At 61.6% G+C, this 16,396-nt stretch carries 14 protein-coding genes, 1 tRNA gene and 1 pseudogene; 7 read left to right on the forward strand and 9 right to left on the reverse strand.

Annotated elements, in window-relative coordinates; all coding sequences use genetic code 11:
- Both ACTCHC_RS09765 and ACTCHC_RS09770 read left to right on the forward strand, forming a co-directional pair.
- A partial coding sequence (locus ACTCHC_RS09765) for a P63C domain-containing protein (RefSeq protein ID WP_463022301.1) occupies nucleotides 1-690 on the forward strand: 690 nt, incomplete at its 5' end.
- A gap of 12 nt (nucleotides 691-702) precedes the next feature.
- A complete protein-coding gene (locus ACTCHC_RS09770; protein ID WP_463022303.1) occupies nucleotides 703-1,128 on the forward strand; it encodes a type II toxin-antitoxin system PemK/MazF family toxin in 426 nt (141 codons plus the stop codon).
- 228 nt (nucleotides 1,129-1,356) lie between these two features.
- On the opposite strand, the gene ACTCHC_RS09775 is transcribed toward ACTCHC_RS09770, so the two are convergent.
- The 4 genes from ACTCHC_RS09775 to ACTCHC_RS09790 all read right to left on the reverse strand — a co-directional run bounded on the left by ACTCHC_RS09775 (nucleotide 1,357) and on the right by ACTCHC_RS09790 (nucleotide 5,115).
- A complete protein-coding gene (locus tag ACTCHC_RS09775; RefSeq protein ID WP_463022304.1) occupies nucleotides 1,357-2,541 on the reverse strand; it encodes an amino acid aminotransferase in 1,185 nt (394 codons plus the stop codon).
- A gap of 3 nt (nucleotides 2,542-2,544) precedes the next feature.
- Complete coding sequence (sseA, locus tag ACTCHC_RS09780; RefSeq protein WP_463022305.1) at nucleotides 2,545-3,396, reverse strand: 3-mercaptopyruvate sulfurtransferase; 852 nt, start codon at nucleotides 3,394-3,396, stop codon at nucleotides 2,545-2,547.
- Nucleotides 3,397-3,552: 156 nt separating this feature from the next.
- Nucleotides 3,553-4,032 carry an SsrA-binding protein SmpB gene (gene smpB / locus ACTCHC_RS09785; RefSeq protein ID WP_463022306.1) on the reverse strand — a complete coding sequence of 160 codons (480 nt, stop codon included), beginning with the start codon at nucleotides 4,030-4,032 and terminating at the stop codon, nucleotides 3,553-3,555.
- Nucleotides 4,033-4,077: 45 nt separating this feature from the next.
- Nucleotides 4,078-5,115, reverse strand: a complete 1,038-nt coding sequence (locus ACTCHC_RS09790) for an NAD(P)/FAD-dependent oxidoreductase (protein ID WP_463022307.1) — start codon at nucleotides 5,113-5,115, stop codon at nucleotides 4,078-4,080.
- A 53-nt stretch (nucleotides 5,116-5,168) separates the two neighbouring features.
- Here ACTCHC_RS09790 and mnmC2 point away from each other — a divergent pair, with 53 nt between their 5' ends.
- Nucleotides 5,169-5,846 (forward strand): tRNA (5-methylaminomethyl-2-thiouridine)(34)-methyltransferase MnmC2, encoded by a 678-nt coding sequence (mnmC2, locus tag ACTCHC_RS09795; protein WP_463022308.1) that lies wholly within the window; start codon nucleotides 5,169-5,171, stop codon nucleotides 5,844-5,846.
- Nucleotides 5,843-6,712, forward strand: a complete 870-nt coding sequence (locus ACTCHC_RS09800; RefSeq protein WP_463022309.1) for a DMT family transporter — start codon at nucleotides 5,843-5,845, stop codon at nucleotides 6,710-6,712. Before mnmC2 ends, ACTCHC_RS09800 begins: the two co-directional genes overlap by 4 nt.
- On the opposite strand, the gene ACTCHC_RS09805 is transcribed toward ACTCHC_RS09800, so the two are convergent.
- Nucleotides 6,709-8,643, reverse strand: coding sequence for a lytic transglycosylase domain-containing protein (locus tag ACTCHC_RS09805; protein ID WP_463022310.1), 1,935 nt, complete (start codon nucleotides 8,641-8,643; stop codon nucleotides 6,709-6,711). The two genes, ACTCHC_RS09800 and ACTCHC_RS09805, sit on opposite strands and share 4 nt — an antisense overlap.
- A gap of 159 nt (nucleotides 8,644-8,802) precedes the next feature.
- Here ACTCHC_RS09805 and dapA point away from each other — a divergent pair, with 159 nt between their 5' ends.
- Nucleotides 8,803-9,678 (forward strand): 4-hydroxy-tetrahydrodipicolinate synthase, encoded by an 876-nt coding sequence (gene dapA / locus ACTCHC_RS09810; protein WP_463022311.1) that lies wholly within the window; start codon nucleotides 8,803-8,805, stop codon nucleotides 9,676-9,678.
- 4 nt (nucleotides 9,679-9,682) lie between these two features.
- On the opposite strand, the gene ACTCHC_RS09815 is transcribed toward dapA, so the two are convergent.
- From ACTCHC_RS09815 to ACTCHC_RS09825, 3 genes are all read right to left on the reverse strand, one after another.
- On the reverse strand, nucleotides 9,683-10,225 hold the full coding sequence (locus tag ACTCHC_RS09815; RefSeq protein ID WP_463022312.1) for an NADPH-dependent FMN reductase: 543 nt from the start codon (nucleotides 10,223-10,225) through the stop codon (nucleotides 9,683-9,685).
- 114 nt (nucleotides 10,226-10,339) lie between these two features.
- Nucleotides 10,340-11,554: a TsoY family (seleno)protein gene (locus ACTCHC_RS09820; RefSeq protein WP_463022313.1), complete on the reverse strand. Its 1,215-nt coding sequence runs from the start codon at nucleotides 11,552-11,554 to the stop codon at nucleotides 10,340-10,342.
- Between the two features lie 136 nt (nucleotides 11,555-11,690).
- Nucleotides 11,691-12,158 (reverse strand): GNAT family N-acetyltransferase, encoded by a 468-nt coding sequence (locus ACTCHC_RS09825; RefSeq protein ID WP_463022315.1) that lies wholly within the window; start codon nucleotides 12,156-12,158, stop codon nucleotides 11,691-11,693.
- 236 nt (nucleotides 12,159-12,394) lie between these two features.
- Between ACTCHC_RS09825 and smc the strand changes: the two genes are divergently transcribed.
- Both smc and ACTCHC_RS09835 read left to right on the forward strand, forming a co-directional pair.
- Nucleotides 12,395-15,850, forward strand: a complete 3,456-nt coding sequence (smc, locus tag ACTCHC_RS09830; RefSeq protein WP_463022316.1) for a chromosome segregation protein SMC — start codon at nucleotides 12,395-12,397, stop codon at nucleotides 15,848-15,850.
- A 98-nt stretch (nucleotides 15,851-15,948) separates the two neighbouring features.
- Nucleotides 15,949-16,119 (forward strand): annotated as a pseudogene (locus tag ACTCHC_RS09835) (integrase core domain-containing protein); the annotation flags it as partial.
- A gap of 155 nt (nucleotides 16,120-16,274) precedes the next feature.
- On the opposite strand, the gene ACTCHC_RS09840 reads toward ACTCHC_RS09835, so the two are convergent.
- Nucleotides 16,275-16,351 (reverse strand) — tRNA-Met (locus tag ACTCHC_RS09840).
- Between the last annotated feature and the right edge of the window lie 45 nt (nucleotides 16,352-16,396).

The following is a 16,396-nucleotide window of genomic DNA, read 5'->3' on the forward strand; positions in this document are numbered from 1 at the left end:
GAAAAGATAAATAATCCTATCGTCTTCAAGGCTTTAGGGTCGGATCCGGCTCATGGATACGAGGCTGAGGTTTTGGTAGAGGTTTGCAAAGCTGTCTTGAGAGCAAAAGACGCAGACAAGCTGACAAAGTCTCAAGACACAATCGCTAACCAAGCACGGGCCATAGTCAACGCGCTGGCTAAAGTCGGTATTGTCGCGCTCATTGATGAGGCAACTGGCTATCAGTCTGAGCGTGGCCCGGACGCTCTTAGGTTGCTTGTTGATGCCTATATTGAAAAAGAAAAGCGTGAGTGGGAGAAAGAGTTCCCAGATGACTACTATATAACCCTGAATAAAGTTTACGGATCAGACCCATACGTGACGAGGGCTTTGGGCGGCATAGTCATTAACAAACCGCAACATTTTGGTAATTTTACGAATAAGTTTGTTTATGGCCCTCTTGAGAACGGAGAAGTGCTTAAAGAATTACAGCGCCTTAACCCACAGGTCGACGCCAAGGGAAGCAGAAAGCAGAGGTTCCACCAGTTCTTGAAGAAAGGCTACGGCCTAGAGAAACTTCGCGCTCAACGTCAAGAGGTACTGACGATGTTGAAGTTGTCCGACAATATCGAGGATTTTAAGGCCTTATACGAAAAGAGGTTTGGCCCACTGGATGGACAGTACACAATGTTCACAGATTTTTTTAAGTGAATTGGTCAGCCATTGGCAATTTCATATCACCCCAAGCGCGGGACTATCGTTTGCGCGAACTTTGACCAAGGTTTCAAGGTGCCAGAGATGGTCAAGCGTAGGCTATGCGTTATTCTATCACCGCAGATAGAGGCGAGGCCCGGCCTTTGCACAGTCGTGCCGTTGAGTACGTCTGAGCCAGAGGAAATACAGGCCTATCATTACAAATTTCAGATACCGTTCCAGATGCCCAATAATTGGGGCAATCAGCCACGTTGGGCAAAGTGTGATATGATTTGCGCTGTTGGGTTTCATCGACTTGATCTTCTGCGCTTAGGTAAGGATGCGCAGGGGGTGCGACAATATCAGCTAAATTCCTTATCCAGCATACATTTACGGCACATTAGTAACGGTGTGTTAGCCAGTCTGGGACTTCCCGCTTTGACAGAAGCACCGTGAGCCCCTATATTACAACCGTGGCGGCGCTGCCTAGGCATCCGCATTAAGACCCTACCAAGGGCCACTGGCCGACGAAGCGAAAGCAAGTTTCTGGTCAGTGCTGTGAGGCCTCGCTTCGGCGAGGCCTTTGCTTTTTGGGCGGCTAGTTAAGTATATAGGCCCCTTTGATTTCCATGTCGTGCCTCGCTTTCATTGCGTCAATCTGCCGGCACGGCGAGATTCGGGCTGCTAGATCCCCGTGGCCGCGATGGCATCGGCCAGGACCGGCACCGACGAGGCGTTGAGCCCGGCGATATTGATCCGGCTGTCGCCGACCATATAGACACCATGCTTTTCCCGCAGGGTTTCCACCTGTTCCGATGTCGCCCCCAGGCGCGAGAACATGCCGCGATGCTGCGCCAGGAAGCCGAAGCGATCTGACCCGGTACGGGCGCGCAGCGCATCGGCCAAAGATTCGCGCAGTGACAACATGCTCAGGCGGACCTCTTCGAGTTCAGCTGTCCATTCGGCGCGCAGCGCCGGATCGGTCAGAACCATGGTCACCAGGCGCGCGCCGTGATCGGGCGGGAAAGAGAAATTGACCCGGTTCAATGTGGCCATGTTGCCTTGCGCGATGTCGCGCATGGCCGTGTTCGGCGTGACCGCCAGCAGCAGGCCGGTGCGTTCGCGGTAGATACCGAAATTCTTGGAGCAGCTGGAGGCAATCAGCGCCTCGGGGCAGCGCGATGCGATCAGTCTGGTGCCAGCCGCATCGGCCTGCAACCCGTCGCCGAATCCCTGATAGGCAATGTCGATCAGCGGTATGGCGGCCTGACGGGTCACAATTTCGGCCACGGAATCCCATTCGGGCAAGGTCAGGTTCGCTCCGGTCGGGTTGTGGCAGCAGCCATGCAGCAGCACGATATCACCGGGGGCGACGCGCCCCAGATCCTGCATCATCGCGCCGAAATCGACACCGCCGGTTTCAGAATCGAAATAGCGGTATTCGGCAAGTTTCAGACCGACATGGCGGGCGATCGGCAGGTGATTGGGCCATGTGGGCGACGGCACCCAGACGGTCGCCTGCGGATTGGCAAGCCTGACCAGTTCCATCGCGATACGCAGCGCGCCGGTGCCGCCCACACTGGCCACGGCGGCCAGGCGGCTTGGATCTGCGGCATCGCCAAGCAGCAGATCGGTAATTGCCTGATGAAAGGCCGGATCGCCCGCCAGCGCGGTATAGGCCTTGGTGGTCTCGCTGTTCCAAAGTTGCTGTTCGGCCTTTTTGATGGCTCGCATCACCGGCGTCTGGCCAGCCGCGTTGCGATAGACACCAACGCCAAGGTCGATCTTGTCGGTGCGTGGGTCGGCGCGGAACATGCCGGTCAGTTTGAGGATCTGATCTTCGGGCTGTACAGTGAGGTTCTCAAACATTGCCTAGCCCTTTGCCACTTTCAGATCCGTAAACATGCCCCATTCGGCCCAGGACCCGTCATACAGGGCATGATTTGCATGCCCAACGCGTTCAAGCGCCAGATTGATGATCGCCGCCGTAATGCCGGAACCACAGGTGGTGATCACCGGTTTGGACAGATCGACGCCTGCGGCATCAAGGGCGGCTTTGATCGCGGCGGCATCCTTCATCGTGCCATCGGCGTTCAGAAGGTTTCCATAGGGCAGGTTGCGTGAATTCGGGATATGGCCCGCGCGAAGCCCCGGGCGCGGTTCGGCCACCGCGCCGCTGAAGCGCTCGGGCGAACGCGCGTCGATGATTTCATGGTCCAGCAGTTTCGATGCGGCGGCAACCTGGGTGACATCCTTGACCAGTCCGGCCTGGCGCTGCACCGTCATGTGGCGATCGCGCACCATTGGAGGCAGATCTTCAGTTTCGCGTTCTTCACGCTGCCATTTTGGAAAACCACCATCCAGAACCGCGACATCGCGTTTACCCATCAGGCGGAACAGCCACCACACACGCGGGGCGGAGAACAAGCCGCTGGAATCGTAAACGACGACCTGATGACCGTCGCCAACGCCCATCGCGCGCATCCGGCTCATGAATTTTTCGACCGGGGGGGCCATATGCGGCAATTCCGAACGCAAATCGCTGATTTCATCAATGTCGAAGAATCGCGCGCCGGGAATATGGGCAGCGTCATATTCGGCTTTTGCATCGCGACCGGCATCGGGCATGTGCCACGACGCATCGAGAATCCTGAGATCGGGATCGTTCAGATGCGCGGCAAGCCAGCCGGTCGAAACGAGGGTTTGCGGATCATCAGGGGTCATGGGGCCTCCGGCGTGTTTGTTCCTGATTACTGCGCCCGCCAGCCCTAGGCAAGGCCGGGCGCGGCCAGATCAAATGCGTGGTTGCGACTGCGGTCTTCGCATGAAGACCAAGGTTTTCATAAGTTTTCAAGTGCCGTCCGGGGGAAGGATCGCCTTTCAATCCCCGTGGCGCAGCAGCCGCTGCTTCTGGCGCTGCCAGTCGCGCGCGGCCTCGGTTGCGCGTTTGTCGGCCAGTTTCTTGCCCTTGGCGACGCCGATCTTCAGCTTGGCAATGCCCTTGTGATTGAAATACAGTACAAGCGGCACCAGCGTCATGCCCTGACGCTGCGTTTCGTTCCACAGCCGGGCCAGTTCCTTGCGCGACACCAGCAGCTTGCGGCGACGGCGTTCTTCATGGCGAAAGGTCTTTGCCTGATCATAGGGCGCGATATAGCTGTTGATCAGCCACAACGCGCCGTCTTCGACATTTGCATAGCTTTCGGCGATATTGGCCCCGCCCTGGCGCAGGGATTTGACCTCGGACCCCTCCAGCATGATGCCGCATTCCAGATCGCTTTCGATGGCATAATCAAACCGGGCGCGCCGGTTTTCGGCGACGACCTTGTAATTCTTATCTGCGGGTTTTGCCTGTGCCATGATCGGGGGTTCCTATACCGGATCGGGGCGGGTTGTCCATGCGTGCTACTGGCTGGCGGCGGGATGAAAGCCGGGCGGAATGGTGTCACGGTTGTCCAGAACAAGATCGGCCATCACCTGTGCCACCATGGGCGCCATGCCAAAGCCGATCTTGAACCCGCCATTGGCGATATAGTGTCCGGGCCGGTCGGGCCAATGGCCCAGCATCGGCGCACGGCTGCGCGCGCGCGGGCGCACCCCCGCCCAGCGCCGCAGCACGGGCGCGCCTGCCAATGCGGGCAGCGCCGCAAGCGCGCGGGCATAGAGGGCATCCAGTTGCGCGTCAGTGCTGTCGGGCTGATCGAAGTGGCGTTCCGACGTTGACCCGATGGCCAGCGTTCCGTCGGAATGGGGCACGAAATGCAGCGTATCGGCAAACAGTTGCGGCTGGTCGCGGGCGTCAAAATCCAGCAGGACCGCCTGCCCTTTTACCCCGTCACCCATGGAGCGGTTCAGCGCGGCCGAAAGATCGCGCAGGCCTTCATGGCCGGTGGCCCAGATCACCGGGCCCGTTGCGGCTGCGCTGTGCACGATCTCGCCCCCCAGTGTCCGCACTGCGCCCGCCAGCGCGGCGCAAGCCTGCCCCGGATGGATGCGGGCGCTTAGCGTATCATGGATCAGATATCCGGTCGGGCTGGGCGGGGCAAAGGGCCAGTCATCCCCCCGGACGATCTGCCATTCGGCCCGTCCCCGCCACAGCGCCGCCGCACCGGCCTGACGCGCCCGCGCCAGATCCAGCGCACCCTGATCGGTGATGGGTTGCAACCGCCCGGTGCGGCCATATCCTGTGGGCAGGTTTGACGCGGCCTGAACACGGTTCCAGAATGCTTCCGCCATCAGCAGGCTATCCAGTTGAAACGCCTTCTTGTCGTTCCAGTTTTCCGGCACATGCGGGGCCAGCGCGCCGACGATGCCACCGCTTGAGCCTGCGCCCGGATGGCGCGGGTCAATCACACGCACCCGCGCGCCGCGTTCGGCGCAGATAAAGGCGATGCTCAGCCCGAACACCCCGGCGCCCATTATCGTCAGATCGACCGTTGCCATTTCCCGCGCCTTTGATCATTGTCGCAACATTCACGACTCTTGTAAGGTATCCCATGCATTCCGGCCAGCGGGCAGAGCTGGACTGGCGGGACGGAACCACACCGGTTTCGCGCCAGTTCGATGATCCGTATTTTTCAGTTCACAACGGGCTTGCGGAAACGCGGCATGTGTTTTTGGGTGGCAATGATTTGCCGGCGCGGTTCGTGCCGGGCTTTCACATCGCCGAGCTGGGCTTTGGCACCGGGCTGAACATGCTGGCGGCACTGATCGCCTGGCGCGACAGTGGCGCTGCCGGGAAGCTGCGATTTACCAGTTTCGAGGCCTTTCCGATGGCCGCGGATGACATCGCGCGCGCGCTGGAAGCCTTTCCCGAGGCGCGCGCCGTCGCCGACCCGTTTCTGGATGCCTGGGCGCAGGGGCGGCATCGCTTTGAAGGCCCGGATCTGATCGCGGATATCATCATCGGGGATGCACGCGAAACGCTGCCCGATTGGGCCGGGCAGGCGGATGCATGGTTTCTGGACGGCTTTTCGCCCGCCAAGAACCCCGAATTGTGGAATGACGCGCTGCTGGCGCAGGTCGCGGCGCATACCGCGCCCGGTGGAAGCGTCGCGACCTATTCCGCCGCCGGCCATGTGCGGCGTGCGTTGCAGGCGGCGGGGTTTGACGTCGAGCGACGCGCAGGATTCGGAACAAAGCGCCACATGACCACAGGAAAGCTGAACAATTGACACAACAGAATAATCGGCTGGGCATTTTGACGATGTGCCTGGCGGCGGTTTTGCTGGCCGTTCAGGATGGTCTGTCGCGCCATATGGGCAGCGAATACAACGTGCTGATGATCGTGATGATCCGCTATTGGTTCTTTGCGGGGTTCGTGACGGTTTTTGTAATGCGTCAGGCAGGCGGGCTGCGCCACGCAGTGATCGCCCGGCATCCGCGGCTGCAACTATTGCGCGGGCTTTTGCTGCCGTTCTCGATGATGGCCGCGATCAAATCCTTCGTGTTGCTGGGCCTTGTGCAGACACATGCGATCAGCGCCTGTTACCCGTTGTTGATCGCGGCGCTGTCGGGGCCGGTGCTGGGCGAAAAGGTCGGCTGGCGGCGCTGGAGCGCGATCATCGTCGGCCTGTTCGGGGTTCTGATCATCCTGAAGCCGGGGTTTCAGACCCTTAAGCCGGCCATGCTGTTGCCGCTGCTGTCGATAAGCCTGTTTGCCTTTTATATCCTGATGACGCGTTTCGTTTCACGAAAGGACAATGCTGCCACCAGCTTTTTCTGGGGGGCGATTCCCGGCGCCGTGGTTATGACCTTTGCGGGACTGGGCGCGTGGGAACCGATCGGCGCGGCGGATTGGGGCTGGATGGTGTTGCTGGGGGCAATCGGCACCCTGGCGCAGTTCATATTGATCAAGACATACGAAATGGCCGAGGTCGGCGTGGTGCAGCCCTTTGCCTATCTTCAGATCGTCGTGGTGGTGATCATCGGCGTCACCATATTTGATGAAACGGTGCAGGCGAATGTCATCATTGGCGCGGCCATCGCCATCGGGGCCGCGCTGTTCACCCTGTGGCGTGAACGCGTGACAGCGCGCTAATATGATTTGAGCAGTTTGGACAGGGTCAGTGGCTGGGGCTTGCCCGACAGGCGCGCGCGATAGATCAACAGCGATTCTGTGACCCGCATCACATAGTTTCGGGTTTCGGTGAAGGGGATCGTCTCGATCCAGTCGATCACATCGACGCCCGGCGATCTGGGGTCGCCCCGCTCGATGATCCAGGCGCGGGGACGTCCGGGGCCTGCGTTGTATCCCGCAGCCACCAGAACATAGTTGTTGCCGAATTCTTCGGTCAGCCGCGCCAGATACCCCGCACCCAGCCGCGCGTTATAACCGGGGTCGTTCAGCAACGCGCCGGGCGAATAGGCGATGTTCATCGCCTTGGCCATCAGTTGGGCGGTGCCCGGCATCAGCTGCATCAGCCCGCGCGCGCCTGCGCCACTGACCACGGCGGGGTTGAATTCGCTTTCACGACGGGCGATCGACAAGACCAGTTCAGCCGGCACCGGGTGGCGGGGGCTGGCCACATCCGTCACGGGGAAATACGCGCGCGGAAGAATGATGCCCTGACCGGCGGCGGCCTTGGCGATGCGCAGCGCGATATGCGGCTCGTTCAGCGACAGGGCCATTCCCGCCAGTTGGGCCTGTCCCTGCGGCCCTGCCGTTTCCGCCAGATGGGTCAGGAACATTTCGGCCAGGTTGCGTTCACCTGCCTGCACCATCAGCCGGGCGGCGGCCACCACGCTGGAGCCCGCAAAAGGTGCCGCGCGCCAGTCGGGATAGGTTTCGGCGCCGGTCAGGGCCGGGTCCATCGGCAGGCCTGCCATTTCGGCGGCCAACTGCCCGTAAAAACTGGTCTGGTGAAGCCCGCCCTTGGCATAGGCGGCCTGGGCAGCGGCGCGCTGGCCCATCGCATCCAGCGCGCGGCCTTCCCAGTATCCGGCGCGGCCAAGGCTGATGGGGGTTTGCACGGCGGCCTCGAACCGCTGGAAATGGGCCAGGGCAACCTGGGGCGCGTTCAGGCGGCGAAGTGAAATGAACCCGGCCAGCCATTCCAGTTCGGCATAGGTATCGCCACCCGTCAGGAAATGATTGGCGGCAAGCCGATAGGCGAGTTCGCCCTTGCCGTCGCGCATCAATGTGCGCGCCAGGATCAGGCGCGCGCCTGCCCAGCGTTCGGGCTGACCCAGGGCCGCGCGCGACACGCTGCGTTCGTCCATCAAGGCGGCGGCATCGTCGTCACGCCCCTTGTCCAGCCGCCAGCGGAACCTGTCATAGGCCAGTCCGGGATCGCCCGCCAGATCGGCAGAAATGGCAGCGATCAGGCCATCGACACCCGCAGCCCCCTGCCGCAGCGCGATCCGGGCACGGGCAAGGGCCTGCCAGTCGTTTGGCACCAGGGGCAGCATGCGCGCCGCATCCTCGGCATTGCCCTGCCACAGCATCGCATCCATCCGGGCGATGTGGTGCGGGGCAAGCTGCGTGCCATAACGGGCCAGCAGCTCGGTCTGCGCCGGGACCGACAAGGGCAGCGTGCGCCATGTCAGCACGGCCTGGGCCTGGGCATCGGCGGCGCGCCCCAGTGCAGCATAAGCCTGCACCAGACTTAGCCCGCCGAACCCCGTAGCCGGCTGGGCATCGGCAAAGAATGCCAGAACGCTTGCGGGGTTTGCGCCAGGCGGGATCTGGCCTTCGGCCGCGACCCGGATCCGGTCCAGCCCGGGCCAATCGGGATGCCGTGCCAGAAAGGCGCGCGCGTCGTCAAAGCTGCCATCGCCCGCCCGCAACCGCCGCCATTCGACGATATCGACCGCAATCGCACCGGCGGGCCGGGCCAGCGCGCGGGCGCTGTTCCAGTCATCGGCGCGCACCGCAACCATCGCCTGTTGCAACGGCAGGCCATCAGCGGCGTGGACGGAAAAGGCAGGCAGATGCAGTGCAAGGCCAAGAAACAGGGATCGCAAGATCATAGGGGCATGAATCACTGAAAGGGATGATTTGCCAAATCTCTCATGCCAGCCTATCAGACTGCAACACACAAACTTGGCAAGCCGCATCGGGCCGGATAGTGTCCGCCGCGTTTGCAAGCGGGCGACTCGCCCATGAACCACAGCAGAAGGAAGCGTGTCATGATCAAAGGGTCCATTCCAGCCCTGGTGACGCCGTTCAAGAACGGTGCGGTGGATTATGATGCGCTGAAGGCGCTGGTAGACTGGCAGATCGAGGAAGGCTCTGCCGGGCTGGTCCCGGTGGGCACGACCGGCGAAAGCCCGACGCTAAGCCATGGCGAACATGAAATGGTGATCGAACAGGTCGTCAAGGCCGCTGCGGGCCGGGTTCCGGTGATCGCGGGGGCTGGATCAAACAACACCGCCGAAGGCATCCGCCTGATGCAGCATGCCCAAAAGGTGGGCGCGGATGCGGGGCTGGTGGTGACGCCCTATTACAACAAGCCCACGCAGGCCGGGATGATCGCGCATTTCACCGCGCTGCATGATTGCTGCGATCTGCCGATCATCATCTATAATATTCCCGGCCGGTCGGCCATCGACATGACGCCTGCCACGATGGGACTGCTGGCGCGCCTGCCGCGCATCATCGGCGTGAAGGATGCCACCGGCGATCTGAGCCGCGTGCCACAGCAGCGGATCACCTGCGGGCCGGACTTCATCCAGCTGTCGGGCGAGGATGCGACCGCGCTGGGGTTCAATGCCCATGGCGGGGTCGGCTGCATATCGGTTACGGCCAATGTCGCCCCGCGCCTATGCGCCGAGTTTCAGAACACCACCCTGCGCGGCGATTATGCTACCGCCCTGACCCTGCTGGACCGGCTGATGCCGCTGCATATGGCGATCTTCGCCGAACCGGGCCTGAATGGTGCCAAATACGCGCTGTCGCGACTGGGTCGGTGTTCCGAAGAAACCCGGCTGCCGCTAGTTCCGGTGAGCGAGGCAACCCGCGCCCAGATTGACTCGGCGATGCGCCATGCGGGGCTGCTGAACTGATCGCTCAGCGCCCGATTTCAGCGCGCAATGCAGCCATCAGTTCGGCCAGGAATTTGTCATAGCTGGCGGTTGCCAGACGTCCGGCATCATCGAAATGCTCGGACGCGTTGCCGACCAGAACCTCGGGACCATTCACCAGCCGAGGGCGAAACGGCATCATGCAAAGGCGCAGGGCGAATTGGGTGCGCTCGCCCCCTGCCCGACCATCCGCAGCCGACATGATCGCAACAGGTTTGTCTTTCCACGGCGCCAGCTTGGTGCGGCTGACCCAATCCAGCGCGTTCTTTAGAACCCCGGTGATGGATTTGTTATATTCCGGACCCGCAATCACCACCGCATCGGCACGGGCAATCTGTTCGGCCAGCAAGATGACTTCGGCCGGAATGCCGATTTCTGTCTCCATATCCTGATCGAACAGGGGGAAACGCAAATTGGCCTCGATGAATTCATCCGGCGCGAAATGGCTGGCGGCCGCGCGCATGAGCATCGTGTTGTAGGATCCCTTGCGCAGCGATCCCGAGATACCCAGAAGTGTTGTCTTCGCCATGGCCTGCCTTTCTGAATTTGCGCAGACCCTAATCCGGCAGATCAAAGTAGACAAGTCAAGATGGCGCGGGCCGGTTTATTACCGACCCGGCCCTTGTTACCGACCCCGCCCGGTTCATTCGGCCGGAACGGCCCGTTTGATGGCAGTGTGGCCGAAATGGCGGCGGTTCAGGTGCAGAACCAGCCAGATCATCGCCAGTTGCAATGCGACCGCCACCGCCGCAATCGCCCAATAGGTTGCGCCGAATTTGGCAACCATGCCCGCCCCGACCAGCCCCTTGTTCAGCCAGAACTGGATCAGAACCGACGTGCCGACGCCCGGGCAGACCAGCGCATAGGCCCCGGCCGAATTGTCGGTGCCGAACAGAAACTGGCGGAAATAACCCTGCCGGCGCAACACCAGCATGCCCAGCATCAGGAACACGATCTGCACCGAAAACAGGGTGGTCAGAAACAACATGGTTTCAACATCATTGGTCGGCGCGCCAAATGTGGTGTGCATCCCGTGGTCTTGCCGCAGCGTCGTGATGCCCAGAACGGTCATGATCGGTGCGATGATCATCAGCGTCGGACCCGCCTCTTTGGCCGTGCCGTAATGCAGCATCGAGTTGAATCCGGTGATCGCGGCAATGACCAGATAGATCAGCGATGTCGTGGCGAAAAAGACTGACCCGATCAGGCTGATGCCTACGGTTACGGGGTTCACGCTCATTGCTGCGGGGGCGGCAAAGCCGACGGCGACCATCGACAAGGCAAAGCCGGGCAGCAATTGCGCGAATGAGTTATGTGCTGTCACATCAAAGACGCCGCCCTTTGTCAGAACCCGCCCCAGGAAATCGGCCAGTTGACGAAAAGCCAGAACGCCGATCGCACCAAAGGCGATCATGGCAAACGGGAACAGGTATTCGACGATGCTCCAGAGTTGGGGCACGAAAACCAGCCCCAGCATGAAGCCGACATTCACGCTCATCGCCAGGGCCAGCGGCATGGCGAGCACCTGTGAATGGGCGTTCGTGGCAGTCAATTGCCTGTAGGCATCCGTGCCGCGATAGGCCGAATACTGGCGCAGGTTCCAGATCAACGACTTGATATTCAGAACCGCGAAGAAGGCGATGCCGATCATGGCCACGGCAATCGCCGCCTGTTGCGCAAGGCCCCCCGTATTGAAGGCGGCGGCGATATCTTCAAAGACAGGCACGGCCTGAGCGGGATGCTGCACCCAGAAATACAGATACATGAAGAATGTAACGACCAGGCCCCCCGCCCCAAGCGAGGCTAGGAAATAAAGCGGCGAATAGCGATCCGCCGGGCGCGAAAGTGATGATTGCATGATGCCTCCAATATATTCATTAATGCGAATATGATGGAGATCGACCAGGATGAAACTGCGACAAACTGAAGCGCCCCGCTGATGGTCGTGTCAAATCCCGACCAAGCAGAGATCAAAACAGCCCGAAGCCGCCTGATCAGAAGCTGACAAGCTGGCTTAGCGGTTTTTCAAGGAATATGTTCGCCGGATTGTCTGGATAGTCGCCAAACACTTCGCATTCGCCATAACCCATCGCGCGAAACAGTCCGATGGCTTGTGCCTGAACGACACCCGTCTCGACCCGCAGACAGGTCAGGCCAATATCGGCCGCCGCCTGTTCCAGCGCCAGCATCAGCGCGCGCCCAAGGCCCAAGCCGCGGGCCTGCGGCATAACGAACAGACGCTTGGCCTCGCCATAATAGATGTGATCGACAAGCGCCACACACCCCAGCGCCTGACCATTGACCCGCGCCACAAGAAACTGGGAATTGGGAACCAGCAGATCTTCGCCCGTAATGGCGGTCAGTTGGTCTTTTACGAGTTCCTGCAGTGCAACCTCACAAGCCTCCAGCAGCGCGCGATTTTCGGGCCGCACCGGACTTTCGGTGTTGATCTTGATTGTCATGCCGTCACCCCTTCGGCAGATATGAGTCTCCCCGGTAACATTTCCCGGATGGATGGCCGGTGGGTCAATAAAAAACTGATGCCCCGCCCTTACGTCAGTTTTGCCACCACATAGACGCAATTCGACGATATCTTGTGGATAACTGTACAAACAACTACCGAAGATTGTGTGTGCCCTTGACTTAAATTGCCCCAGGCCAAAGGATTCAAGACCTTTGGAATCATGGACGGCCCCATTTGCGTTTATCCCGGCTTCGTCTGAACGGCTTCAAAAGCTTTGTCGACCCGACCGATCTGGTGATCGCGGACGGGCTGACCGGCGTTGTCGGGCCCAATGGCTGTGGCAAGTCGAATCTTCTGGAGGCGCTGCGCTGGGTGATGGGCGAGAACCGCGCCAGCGCGATGCGCGGTGGCGGGATGGAGGATGTTATCTTCGCCGGGGCCGCCACGCGGCCCGCCCGCAATTTCGCCGAAGTATCGTTGAGCATCGACAATTCCGACCGGCTGGCCCCGGCGGGATTTAACGACAGCGACGCATTGGAAATCACCCGGCGCATCACCCGCGATGCCGGATCGGCCTATAAGGTGAACACCAAAGAGGTGCGCGCGCGCGATGTGCAGATGCTGTTTGCAGATGCCTCGACCGGGGCGCATTCACCGGCATTGGTGCGGCAGGGCCAGATCGCCGAACTGATCAACGCCAAGCCCAAGAACCGCCGTCGCATCCTGGAAGAGGCCGCCGGAATTTCCGGCCTGTATCAGCGCCGCCACGAGGCCGAGCTGAAACTGAAGGGGGCCGAAGCCAACCTGACCCGCGTCGATGATGTGGTCGAACAACTGACCGGGCAACTGGCCCAGTTGGAACGCCAGGCGCGTCAGGCGGCCCGATATCGCGAGATCGGTGCCGATCTGCGGCGGGCCGAAGGGCTGCTGCTATATCGACGCTGGAAAGAAGCAGACGAGGTTCAGGCCCGTTGCGCCGCCGAGTTGACCGAACGCATCACCCTGGCCGCCCGCGCCGAGACCGCAGCCGGGGCCGCCGCGACCGCACGCGAGGCCGCCGACGCCAAACTTCCGCCTTTGCGCGAGGAGGAGGCGATTGCCGCCGCCGTTCTGCAGCGCCTGCAGGTTCAGCGCGACACACTGGCCGATGAAGAGAACCGCGCCGCGCGGACAATCGAGACCCTGACGGGGCGTATTGCCCAGCTTGCGCGGGATATCGAGCGCGAAACCGGGCTGAACCGTGATGCGGGCGAAACCATCGACCGGCTAGCCTGGGAGCAGCAGCAGCTGGAGCGCGCCAGCGAAGGCCATGACGACGCGCTGGCAGCCGCCTTGCAGGTCGCCAAGGACGCCAATGCCATCCTGACCGAACGCGAGGCGGCGCTGTCGGAATTCACGGAACAGATCGCCCGGCTGGCGGCGCGGCACCAGTCGGCAAACCGCCTGCGCGAAGATTCGATCAAAACCCTGACCCGCAACGAAACCGAAGCCGAAAAGGCGCGCGCCGCCGCAGCCGAGGCGGAAACGGCTTTGACCAATGCCGCCACCCGGGCCGAAGCCGCGCAAACGGAACAGATCAGCGCGCAGGCCACTTCCGAACAGGCCGAACAGGCCCTGATGCAAGCCGATCTGGCCCGCGCCGAAACCCAATCGCGCGAGGCCGACGCACGCGCCGAACATTCCGCGGCCGAAGGCGAGGCCAGCGCCCTGCGCGCCGAAGTGGCCGCGCTGGCGCGCCTGGTAGAGCGCGATACATCCGAGGGTGGTCAGATCCTCGACAAGCTGCAAGTCGCACCTGGCTATGAAAAGGCATTGGGGGCCGCGCTGGGCGACGACCTGCGCAACCCGGAAATCGGTGGCGATACCGCATCGGGATGGGCCCGGCTGCCCGCCTATAATCAGAACGCGCCCCTGCCCGCGGGGGTGGCGCCACTGTCGGCCCATGTCACGGCCCCCGGCACGCTGGCACGGCGCATGGCGCAGATCGGGCTGGTCGATGCCTCTCAGGGCGCCGCGCTGCAACCGCAGTTGAAACCGGGCCAGCGGCTGGTCAGCCTTCAGGGCGATCTATGGCGTTGGGACGGGTTTCGCGCCGGGGCCGAAGACGCGCCTTCGGCGGCGGCGCTGCGGCTGGAGCAACTCAACCGACTGGTTGAATTGAAACGTGATCTGGAAGACGCCAATGCAAAGGCTGCCGGCGCGGCGCAGGCCCATGCCGTATTGACCAGGCGGCTGGCCGACCTGACCGAGGCCGACCGGCTGGCCCGTCAGGCCCGCCGCGATGCCGACATGATGGTGGCCGAAGCCGGGCGCGCCTTGTCGCGCGCCGAGGCGGACCAATCCATTGCCTCCAGCAAGCTGGAATCGATGCAGATGGCAGTTGCCCGCCATGAAGAGGAGGCGGCCGCCGCGCGTGACCGCCTGGCCGAAGCCGAGGCCGCCGTGGCCGGGCTGGACGATCTCGATCAGGCGCGCGCGCAGGTTGAAGATGTCAGGATGACTGTCGAAGCCGCGCGCATGACCATGATGGCCAAGCGATCGGCGCATGACGAATTGCGCCGCGACGGAGAGGCGCGCGTGCGTCGCCGGCAAGAGGTTGTCAAGGAACTGAGCGGCTGGCGGCACCGTCTGGACACGGCCGAAAAACGGATCGCGGAACTGGCCGAACGCAAATCGGCCTCTGAGGCAGAGCTGGCCGCCGCCACCGCCCTGCCCGCAGATATCGCCGCCCGGCGGGCCACCCTGGCCGACCATATCGCGACAGCCGAGGCAAGACGTGCCACCGCCGCCGATGCCTTGGCGCTGGGGGAAACCACGCTGCGCGAAGCAATCGCCTCCGAACGCGAAACCGAACGCGCCGCATCAGAGGCGCGCGAAGCCCGCGCCGCCACCCAGGCCCGCGCCGAGGCCGCCCGTGAAATGGTGATCCAGGCCGCTGAACGCATTGCCGAAGATCAGGAGACGACCCCCGCCAAGCTGCTGGACAGCCTGGGGGCTGACCCAGATACGATGCCGCGATCCGACCTGATCGAACAGGATGTGAACCGCCTGAAACGTCAGCGCGATGCATTGGGCGCGGTCAACCTGCGCGCCGAAGAAGACGCGCGCGAGGTCCAGGCCGAACATGACACGCTGGTCGCCGAAAAAGCCGACCTGGAACAGGCCATCGCCGAATTGCGCAAGGGCATTGCCAGCCTGAACCGTGAAGGGCGCGAACGCCTGCTGACGGCCTTCGAACAGGTCAACAGCAATTTCGCCATGCTGTTCAAAAGCCTGTTCGGCGGGGGTGATGCCAACCTGATGATGGTCGAATCCGATGACCCGCTGGAAGCCGGGCTGGAAATCATGTGCCAGCCGCCGGGCAAGAAACTGTCTACGCTGTCGCTGTTGTCGGGGGGGGAACAAACCCTGACCGCGATGGCGCTGATCTTTGCCGTGTTCCTGGCCAACCCCGCGCCGATCTGTGTGCTGGACGAGGTGGACGCGCCGCTGGACGACGCAAACGTGACCCGCTTTTGCGACCTGCTGGACGAAATGACCCGCCGCGCCGAAACCCGTTTCCTGATCATTACCCACCACGCTGTGACGATGTCGCGCATGGATCGCCTGTTCGGTGTCACGATGGGCGAACAGGGGGTAAGCCAACTGGTATCGGTCGATCTGAAGAAGGCAGAACAACTGGTGGCCTGACAAAGAAAGAACTGCTTTTTTTGTTTAAGGTCAGGAACTTGACGCCAGTAGCCTTCGCCGAACTTGATGCCGAGGCACGACCTGCCAACATGATGCGGATGAACGAGCACCTGTTCGACAGCCTGCGCCATGCCCGAAATTTAGTGGCGGCATGGCGCATCGACTTCAACCACCACCGCCCACATTCCAGCCTCGCTGGCATGACACCGAAGGAATATGTTAACCGGTCAAAGAAGGACCAAAACCTGAACAGAGCTAACCTAAAATAGCGGACTCTCAGGGGAGCAGGTCACCGCCAATGCCTGCTTATGCGTGCCGGTGCAGTTTTTCTGGTGCGCTGTTGATGTGGCGTTGATGTAGAGTGGAACGCCAAAAACCCGACGGTTTACGTCGGGTTATAAGCATCTGATATATTTTAGGATTTTGGTTGCGGGGACAGGATTTGAACCTGTGACCTTCAGGTTATGAGCCTGACGAGCTACCTGGCTGCTCCACCCCGCGCCGATCTGGACCTCACGGTATTTATCCGAGGTTTTGTCGTTTTGA

The sequence above is a fragment of the Actibacterium sp. genome, assembly GCF_055134745.1.

What these genes read in the sequence shown, in the direction of transcription:
- ACTCHC_RS09775 (WP_463022304.1), bottom strand. Translation starts at nt 2,541, where the DNA reads ATGTTTGAGAACCTCACTGTACAGCCCGAAGATCAGATCCTCAAACTG.
- sseA (WP_463022305.1), bottom strand. Translation starts at nt 3,396, where the DNA reads ATGACCCCTGATGATCCGCAAACCCTCGTTTCGACCGGCTGGCTTGCC.
- smpB (WP_463022306.1), bottom strand. Translation starts at nt 4,032, where the DNA reads ATGGCACAGGCAAAACCCGCAGATAAGAATTACAAGGTCGTCGCCGAA.
- ACTCHC_RS09790 (WP_463022307.1), bottom strand. Translation starts at nt 5,115, where the DNA reads ATGGCAACGGTCGATCTGACGATAATGGGCGCCGGGGTGTTCGGGCTG.
- mnmC2 (WP_463022308.1), top strand. Translation starts at nt 5,169, where the DNA reads ATGCATTCCGGCCAGCGGGCAGAGCTGGACTGGCGGGACGGAACCACA.
- ACTCHC_RS09805 (WP_463022310.1), bottom strand. Translation starts at nt 8,643, where the DNA reads ATGATCTTGCGATCCCTGTTTCTTGGCCTTGCACTGCATCTGCCTGCC.
- dapA (WP_463022311.1), top strand. Translation starts at nt 8,803, where the DNA reads ATGATCAAAGGGTCCATTCCAGCCCTGGTGACGCCGTTCAAGAACGGT.
- ACTCHC_RS09815 (WP_463022312.1), bottom strand. Translation starts at nt 10,225, where the DNA reads ATGGCGAAGACAACACTTCTGGGTATCTCGGGATCGCTGCGCAAGGGA.
- ACTCHC_RS09820 (WP_463022313.1), bottom strand. Translation starts at nt 11,554, where the DNA reads ATGCAATCATCACTTTCGCGCCCGGCGGATCGCTATTCGCCGCTTTAT.
- ACTCHC_RS09825 (WP_463022315.1), bottom strand. Translation starts at nt 12,158, where the DNA reads ATGACAATCAAGATCAACACCGAAAGTCCGGTGCGGCCCGAAAATCGC.